10 protein-coding genes and 1 tRNA gene are annotated in these 7,069 nt (G+C 68.9%); 3 read left to right on the top strand and 8 right to left on the bottom strand.

The window, feature by feature from the left end; genetic code table 11:
* Nucleotides 1-801 (top strand): cation diffusion facilitator family transporter (locus tag VFF46_RS09085; protein ID WP_325036599.1); only part of this gene is annotated, 801 nt, incomplete at its 5' end.
* On the opposite strand, the gene VFF46_RS09080 is transcribed toward VFF46_RS09085, so the two are convergent.
* Entirely contained in the window at nucleotides 798-1,148 is a 351-nt protein-coding gene (locus VFF46_RS09080; RefSeq protein ID WP_325036598.1) for a thioesterase family protein, read from the bottom strand. The genes VFF46_RS09085 and VFF46_RS09080 overlap by 4 nt on opposite strands.
* Nucleotides 1,149-1,185: 37 nt before the next feature.
* Between VFF46_RS09080 and VFF46_RS09075 the strand changes: the two genes are divergently transcribed.
* Nucleotides 1,186-1,797, top strand: coding sequence for a MarC family protein (locus VFF46_RS09075; RefSeq protein ID WP_325036597.1), 612 nt, complete (start codon nucleotides 1,186-1,188; stop codon nucleotides 1,795-1,797).
* Nucleotides 1,798-1,832: 35 nt separating this feature from the next.
* Here the strand turns inward: VFF46_RS09075 and VFF46_RS09070 are convergent, their stop codons facing one another.
* The 5 genes from VFF46_RS09070 to VFF46_RS09050 all read right to left on the bottom strand — a co-directional run bounded on the left by VFF46_RS09070 (nucleotide 1,833) and on the right by VFF46_RS09050 (nucleotide 5,496).
* The gene (locus VFF46_RS09070) at nucleotides 1,833-2,618 is read right to left on the bottom strand and encodes a hypothetical protein (RefSeq protein WP_325036596.1); all 786 of its coding nucleotides are present in this window, start codon (nucleotides 2,616-2,618) and stop codon (nucleotides 1,833-1,835) included.
* 15 nt (nucleotides 2,619-2,633) lie between these two features.
* Complete coding sequence (locus tag VFF46_RS09065; protein ID WP_325036595.1) at nucleotides 2,634-3,122, bottom strand: SigE family RNA polymerase sigma factor; 489 nt, start codon at nucleotides 3,120-3,122, stop codon at nucleotides 2,634-2,636.
* Nucleotides 3,123-3,790: 668 nt separating this feature from the next.
* Nucleotides 3,791-3,863 (bottom strand) — tRNA-His (locus VFF46_RS09060).
* 79 nt (nucleotides 3,864-3,942) lie between these two features.
* Nucleotides 3,943-4,563, bottom strand: a complete 621-nt coding sequence (orn, locus tag VFF46_RS09055; RefSeq protein WP_325036594.1) for an oligoribonuclease — start codon at nucleotides 4,561-4,563, stop codon at nucleotides 3,943-3,945.
* Nucleotides 4,564-4,614: 51 nt separating this feature from the next.
* Nucleotides 4,615-5,496 (bottom strand): class I SAM-dependent methyltransferase, encoded by an 882-nt coding sequence (locus VFF46_RS09050; protein ID WP_325036593.1) that lies wholly within the window; start codon nucleotides 5,494-5,496, stop codon nucleotides 4,615-4,617.
* A gap of 33 nt (nucleotides 5,497-5,529) precedes the next feature.
* Between VFF46_RS09050 and VFF46_RS09045 the strand changes: the two genes are divergently transcribed.
* Nucleotides 5,530-6,009 (top strand): GNAT family N-acetyltransferase, encoded by a 480-nt coding sequence (locus VFF46_RS09045; RefSeq protein WP_325036592.1) that lies wholly within the window; start codon nucleotides 5,530-5,532, stop codon nucleotides 6,007-6,009.
* Nucleotides 6,010-6,054: 45 nt separating this feature from the next.
* Here the strand turns inward: VFF46_RS09045 and VFF46_RS09040 are convergent, their stop codons facing one another.
* Together VFF46_RS09040 and VFF46_RS09035 are read right to left on the bottom strand one after the other, a co-directional pair.
* Complete coding sequence (locus VFF46_RS09040) at nucleotides 6,055-6,258, bottom strand: cold-shock protein (RefSeq protein ID WP_130381366.1); 204 nt, start codon at nucleotides 6,256-6,258, stop codon at nucleotides 6,055-6,057.
* A gap of 94 nt (nucleotides 6,259-6,352) precedes the next feature.
* Nucleotides 6,353-7,069, bottom strand: a 717-nt coding sequence (locus VFF46_RS09035; protein WP_325036591.1) for a hypothetical protein, incomplete at its 5' end; no start/stop codon positions are given.

Genomic DNA, 7,069 nt, shown 5'->3' with positions numbered 1-7,069 from the left:
GAGCGCCGGGCGCGGAAGCCGGCCGACCGGACGCATCCGCTCGGCTACGGCCGGGTCGGGTACATCTGGTCGATGTTCGCGGCGTTCGGCCTGTTCACGGTCGGTGCGGCGGTGTCGGTGTGGCACGGCATCCAGTCGCTGCACGGGGAGGCCGAGGCCACGTCGTACGGCTGGGCGTACGCCGTGCTCGGGGTCTCGTTCGTGCTGGAAGGAGTCTCGTTCACGCAGGCGATGCGCCAGACCAAGGCCGGCGCGCTGGCGCGGATGCTGCGGCCGTGGCGGTACGTCCGGATCACGTCCAACCCGGTACTGCGGGCCGTGTTCGTCGAGGACCTGTCGGCGTTGATCGGCATCCTGATCGCGGCGCTCGCGATCCTCATGCACCAGCTGACCGGCAACGCGGCGTGGGACGCGGTGGGGTCGATCGTGGTCGGCGTACTGCTCGGGGTGGTGGCGCTGTTCCTGATCAGCCGGAACATGGACTTCCTGACCGGAGAGGCGGTGACCCCGCTGGCGCGGAACCGGGCGCTCCGGGCGCTGCTCGCGCACCGGGACATCGAGCGCGTCACCTTCCTGCACATGGAGTGGGTCGGCGCGGACCGGATCTTCCTGGTCGCCGCGGTCGATGTCACCGGCAACGACGTCGAGTCCGAGGTCGCGGCCCGGCTGTACGCGATCGAGGACGCGCTGAACGCCCGCCCGGAGATCCAGCAGGCGATCCTGACGCTGTCCCGGCCGGGCGACGCCACCAGCCTGCAGCCGGGCGAACTGCCCCGCTGGTACGTCGAGCCGCAGTCCTAGGGCACGTTCGCGAGGAACTGTTCGCGGTCGACGATCACCCGGACGTGCTCGCCGTCCGCGATCACCTGACCTGCGGAGTTGGTGGCGCGGACCTGGAACTGCAGGTGGTTGCCGTCGACCTCAGGGGCGTCCGACGTGACGTCGACGGTGTCACCGACGCGGGTCGGCAGCCGGTGGCGGATGCGGACCGACGTACCGACGGAGGTCTGGCCGGCGGCCAGCAGCGGCTGGGTGCGCTCGATGGCCGCGTACTCGAGCCAGGTGATCAGCCGCGGCGTGGCGAGTACCTCAACGTCCCCGCTGCCGACGGCGAGCGCTGTGTCTGCGGAGGTCACTTCATGTCGCACGGCGAGCTGTCCTTCCCGAGGTGTACGCTTCCCGACCGTGGAGCCCGTACACGTGGCGATTTCGGCTTTGGCAGCATTGTTGCCGATCACCAACCCGGTCGGTGCGCTGGCCACCTTCGCAGGCCTGACGGAAGGCGTCGACCGCGCCGCGATGCGCCGCCAGGCGGTGATGACGGGCGTCTACGTGCTCGGCATCCTGACGGTGTTCGCGCTGCTCGGCACGCTGGTGCTGCAGGGCCTGGGGATCGGCCTGCCGGCGCTGCAGATCGCGGGCGGCCTGGTGGTCGGGCACTCCGGCTTCGGGATGATCGTGTCCCGGCAGACGCTGACCGACGACGAGAAGACCCACGGCGTGGCGAAGCCGGACGTGTCGTTCTCGCCGATGGCGCTGCCGCTGGTCGCCGGCCCCGGCGCGATCGGCGTCGTGATCGCGCTGACCGCACGGCATCCCGGCATCACCAACCGGCTCGGGGTGATCGTCGGAGTCGTCGTGATCGCCGCGCTGGTGGCCGTACTGCTCCGGTTCGGTACGCCGCTCGTGGACAAGCTCGGCCCGACCGGCCTCGGCGCGCTGAGCCGGATCATCGGCTTCCTCACCCTGGCCATCGGCGTCGAACTCGTCACGCACGGCGTGCTCGCGGCGAAGTAGGACCCGGCGCCCACCTGAGCGCCGGGCCGGCTCGGCTACTTACCGGTCTTGAAAACCGGCGGGAGCTTCCAGGCGTTGCTCTTGGCCAGCTCGGTCAGGCCGGAGACCGACAGCAGCGGCTTGGGGCGGGTGTGCTTCGCACCCTTCTCTGCCGGGCCGTTGTAGCTGATCAGGTTGATGCTGCGGCCGTCGCGGCCGAACAGCGTGACGTAGTTGCCGACCACGCCGTACTGCGCCTGCCGGCCGTCGGTGTATTCGGGCTCCTCCTTCGAGGTGTACAGGACCGCGCCGTTCGGCAGGGTCTTGCAGCCGCTGCGGGCCGGGACGCACGGGTTCTGCTCGCCGCCGCCGGAGACCATCACCTCGACGAGCGAGGCGCCGTGGCCGTCGTCGACGACGTACGACGCGGCGGTGAAGCCGTGGTCTCCCCAGGTCGTGGGCGAGGACAGCGTCCGGCCGGGCTTGGAGATGAGCGACTTCAGTGTGGCCAGCGTCTGCGCGTTCAGCGCCGCGTTCGTCGTCGATGGCGTCGGCTTGACCGAAGGCGCCACGGACGGCTTGCTCGACACGGACGCCGACGGCTTGACGGCCGGGATCGGCGTACCGGCTGCTGCGGCGTCGGCGGGCGAGTTGAGCACATGGATCCCGCCCGCGATCAGGCCGGCGGTGGCCAGTACGGCGCCGGTGCCGCCCGCGGCGAGGAGCATCGTACGACGACGGCGCAAACGGGTGCCCTGCACGACCGTACGTTCCAGCAGGTCGGTGGTGACGGGCTCGAGGTTCTCGGTGGCCCGCTGCATCAGGTCGGTGAGGTTGTTCATGGGGTTCTCCTGAGGTCAGAGGGCGATCAGCTGGTCGGCACCGTCGCCAAGAACCGCCCGCAGGCGCTCCAGGGCTCGGGCGGTGCGTGTAGTGATCGCACTGGTCTTCTTGCCTAGATCGAGCGCCACCTGCTCGACGCTGCGATCTTCGAAGAACCGCAGCACCAGCACCGCCCGATCCAACGGCGCAAGCTCCCCCAACGCGCTCTGCAGAGCGATCCGCAACTCCGGATCCCCAGCCCGCTCCACTACCTCGGGCAAGTCCTCTGTAGGTCGCTCACCCCAACTCTTACGCCGCCGCTGCGAGACATACGTCCGCACCAACGCGGTCCGCGCATACGCCCCCGGCGCGTCGATCCGCCCCCAGCCCCGCATCATCTTCGCCAGCGTCTCCTGCACCAGGTCCTCGGCATGATGCCGATCCCCGCACAACAACCAGGCAGTCCGATACAACCGCGGTATCTGCACCCGCGCGAACTCCTCAAAGTCCTCGCCCGTACCCATCCACACCTCCAGAAGATGCCTCTGCACAAGAAGACGCATCCACGAGCACGTCAGGTCACACGAGCCTCAGAACACCAGCGAAAGAACCCACACAGCAAACGCCAAAACCCCCACCACAAACGTCACCACAACCACCAAGCCGTACCCGAACCAGGCACTCCCACTGAGCTTCACCAGAGCATCCTCGCACGCACCCAACCCCAAACGCTGGGAGAAGGGCGAAGCCCAACCCAGGCGGTGAGACAACCACCAACCCAGCCACACCAGCCGAGCGAAGCGAAGCGCAAGGCGTGAGGGAAGGGCGAAGCCCAGCCCAGGTGGTGAGGGAGGGGTGGAGCCCAGCCCGGGCGGTGAGGTGACCGCCAAAGCCAGCCACAGCAGCCGAGCGAAGCGAAGGTAAAGGCGTGGGAGAAGGGTGAAGCCCAGCCCGGGCGGTGAGGTGACCGCCAATGCCAGCCACGGCAGCCGAGCGAAGGGAAGCGCAAAGGGGTGCGGGAAGCCCAGCCCGGGCGGTGAGACAACCGCCAATGCCAGCCACAGCAGCCGAGCGAAGCGAAGCGCAAAGGGGTGCGGGTGGCGGAGCCCCCGCTTGCGGCAAGCGAAGCGCAGCCGCACAAAATGACGAAGCCGACCAAGCCTGCGCTCTCCGCAGGCACGGCCGGCCATCGGGTGAGTGACGGGACTTGAACCCGCGACCACCTGGACCACAACCAGGTGCTCTACCAGCTGAGCTACACCCACCATTGCCGTCCGAACTGCGACGGCTGAGCAATCATAGCGACGAAGTGGCAGGACCTGAAATCGAGGGTGGATCCGCAGGTCAGGAGCCGGTTGGGCTGTCCTCGGTGGGTGCGCTGACGAGGTTGGCGGCGGCGCGTGCGGTGCTGGAGTCGGGCCCGGGCTGGGGGACGAACACGGTCTCCCGGTAGTACCGCAGTTCGCTGATACTTTCGGTGATGTCGGCGAGCGCGCGGTGGTTGCCGTTCTTGGTGGGCGTCGCGTAGTAGACCCGCGGGTACCACCGGCGGACGAGTTCCTTGATCGAGCTGACGTCGACATTGCGGTAGTGCAGGTGGGACTCGACGCGCGGCATGTCGCGGACCAGGAAGGTGCGGTCGGTGCCGACCGAGTTGCCGGCGAGGGCGGCCTTGCGGGGTTCCTTGACGTACGACGTGATGAAGTCGAGGACCTGCTGCTCGGCCTCGATCAGCGGGATGCCGCCGGCGAGTTCGTCGAGCAGGCCGGAGGCGGTGTGCATGTCGCGGACGAAGTCACCCATCTGCTCGAGCGCGCCGGGGGGTGGCGCGATCACCAGGTCGATCCCGTCACCGAGCACGTTGAGTTCGTAGTCGGTGACCAGCACCGCGACCTCGATCAGGGCGTCGTTCACCAGATCGAGGCCGGTCATCTCACAGTCGATCCACACCAGCCGGTCGTTCATGGGCACCCACCTTACGGCGAGGGCCCGGCAGTACGGCGACTGCGTACCCGGTCAGCGCGGCGCGTGCCCGATGTGGACGCTCCGGACGGACAGTACGGCGAGGTCGGTGCGACGTCCGAGGAAATACGGCCCCTCGGGGTCCAGCAACTGCCGCCAGGCGCCGACATCTTCCGGACTGAGCCACTCTGCATCAGGCACAACGTGACCGTGACCGTGACCGTGCCCGCCGCCGGTCAGCCGCTCGATCCGTGTCCGGAACGCATTCACGACACCGTCCAGCCGCCCGCGAGGCAGCGGCGCGGGCGTCTCGCTCAGTACGCTCCGCGTGGTCACGTCGACGAGTCCGGCCCGGGTCAGCGCCTCGGTCCACCCGTACGGCATCGGTACGGATCCGGGCAGCGAGTCTCGCATCACCTTGAACCACCGGTCCTGGGCCAGGTCCAGCCGCAGTTCCAGGCCGGGTTCGCCGAGACCGAGGTCCCACGGCAGGTGCCGCGCCGGCAGTCCACCTTCGGCGAGCGCCAGCCGTCCGCCGGGTGAGAGCAGTGAGGCCAAAGCGTCCACGGCCGCCTGCTGATCGGCGGCGTGGTGCACCGAGGCGGACGCCCAGATGAGGTCCGCCGGTGCACCGATTGCCTGCCGCAACGGTTCCGCGCCGTCGTCCATCGACGCGAGTTCGCACCGCACCAGCCCGGCCGTGTGCTCGCGTGCCTGCTCGAGTACGTCAGGATCCGCGTCGATCGCCACCACCGTCGTACCCGGCCGCGCCTCGGCGAGCGCCTTCGCCATCCCGCCGCCACCGCAGCCGACGTCCGCGAGCACCTGGTCGCCGTCGCGTACGAGCGTGCCCGCCACCGCCGCGTTCCAGTCGGTCTCACCCTCCGCGGACGCCCGCAGCCGCCCGGCCTCGCCCGCCCAATCGATCTCGATCATGCAGACCAGTATTACGAGGTTTACCGTTGCGCGATGATCACCACTGAGCGCCTCACGCTGCTGCCGCTGCGCGTCGAGTACGCCGTACCGATGGCCGAGGTGCTGTCCGACCCGGGCCTCTACACGTTCACCGGCGGGGAGCCGCCGACCGTGGAGGCGCTCGAGACGCGGTACCGCCGGCAGCTGGCCGGTCCGGACCGCGAGGACGAACAATGGCTGAACTGGGTCGTCCGGTACGACGACAACCTGATCGGATTTGTTCAGGCAACCGTCACCGGAAGTACGGCGGAAATTGCCTGGGTGATCGGCACCGCCTGGCAGGGCCGTGGATTCGCGAAAGAAGCAGCACTGGGACTGGTCACCTGGCTGCGGGGCGGAACTGCGCACCGGATCATCGCGCACGTGCATCCGGAACACACCGCGTCGGCCGCTGTGGCGGCCGCGATCGGTCTCGCGCGCACCGACGTACTGGAGGACGGCGAGTACCTGTGGAGCACGGCAGACCCGGCCTGAGCCGGGCCTGCCGTCAAAACAACCCGTCTGGAAGGACGGCCGAGGTCAGACGGGGCGAACGTTCTCCGCCTGCAGGCCCTTCGGGCCCTGGGCGATCTCGAACTCGACCCGCTGGTTCTCGTCCAGGGAGCGGAAGCCCTGGGTCTGGATCGCCGAGTAGTGCACGAACACGTCGGCGCCGCCGTCCTCCTGGGAGATGAAGCCGAAGCCCTTCTCGCCGTTGAACCACTTCACTGTTCCCAAAGCCATGATTTTCTCCTGATACGACAAAACGCCCGGCGGATCACAAATCCGCGGGCGCTTCGACACGAACGTGGAACTGCAACTGCAACAATCCAAAACCCTAGCACGCTGGATGAGTCGTCAGCCACCCCTCGCCGCGCCGTACGTCATATTCGTCGGGAGTCCCCGCCCACGTGCGGGCGCAGCCGGGCGTGCCGCACTCGCAGGCGAACGGGTACGGCGGCAGCTCGGCCAGCCCCCGGTCCGCCTGCCATAGACGGCCCTGCCTGCACGCCGCCAGGTTCTCGTACTGCCGCTGCCTGCTGAGCTCTGCACCGCCCTGTAGCCGGGGGAGCGGCCCCAGCGCTTCCGCAACGCTCTGGGCGATAACAGCCCAGTCCGGGTCAGCCGGCACCTCTACGACGACACGTCCGAGCTCTGCGGCCTCTCGTCGTACCCGATCCGCCAGCAGCGCGTCCCGCGCCAGCAGCCCCTCCAACTGCTCGTGACCACCCGGCCGCTCCTGCCGGGCGCGTCTGGTCTGCTCAGGGTCCGGGAGCAACCACACTGCCGCCGGTACGTCGCCAGCCATCGACGGGTACAGCTGTGGCCCCTCCACCAACGCAGGTACGTCGCCAAGGCCCCGCTCTCGCACGTCCTCGACCACCAGGTCCAGGCGGAGCCGAGCGATCTCCACGAAGGCATCGGCCGCGTACGAAGGTCCTACGGCCAGGTCTTCCGCCAACGGCCGCAACGGTGGCAGCCGGTCGAGGTGTGCGTACGTCCACAGGTCGATCGGATGCAGCGGCAGGTCGCCGCGGCGGGCGAGGTCCCGCGC

Origin of the sequence: Kribbella sp. (assembly GCF_035655035.1) — a bacterium.
Lineage (GTDB): Bacteria > Actinomycetota > Actinomycetes > Propionibacteriales > Kribbellaceae > Kribbella.
Note: the sequence above shows the minus strand (reverse complement) of the source record. Positions and strands in the feature narration are given on the sequence as shown.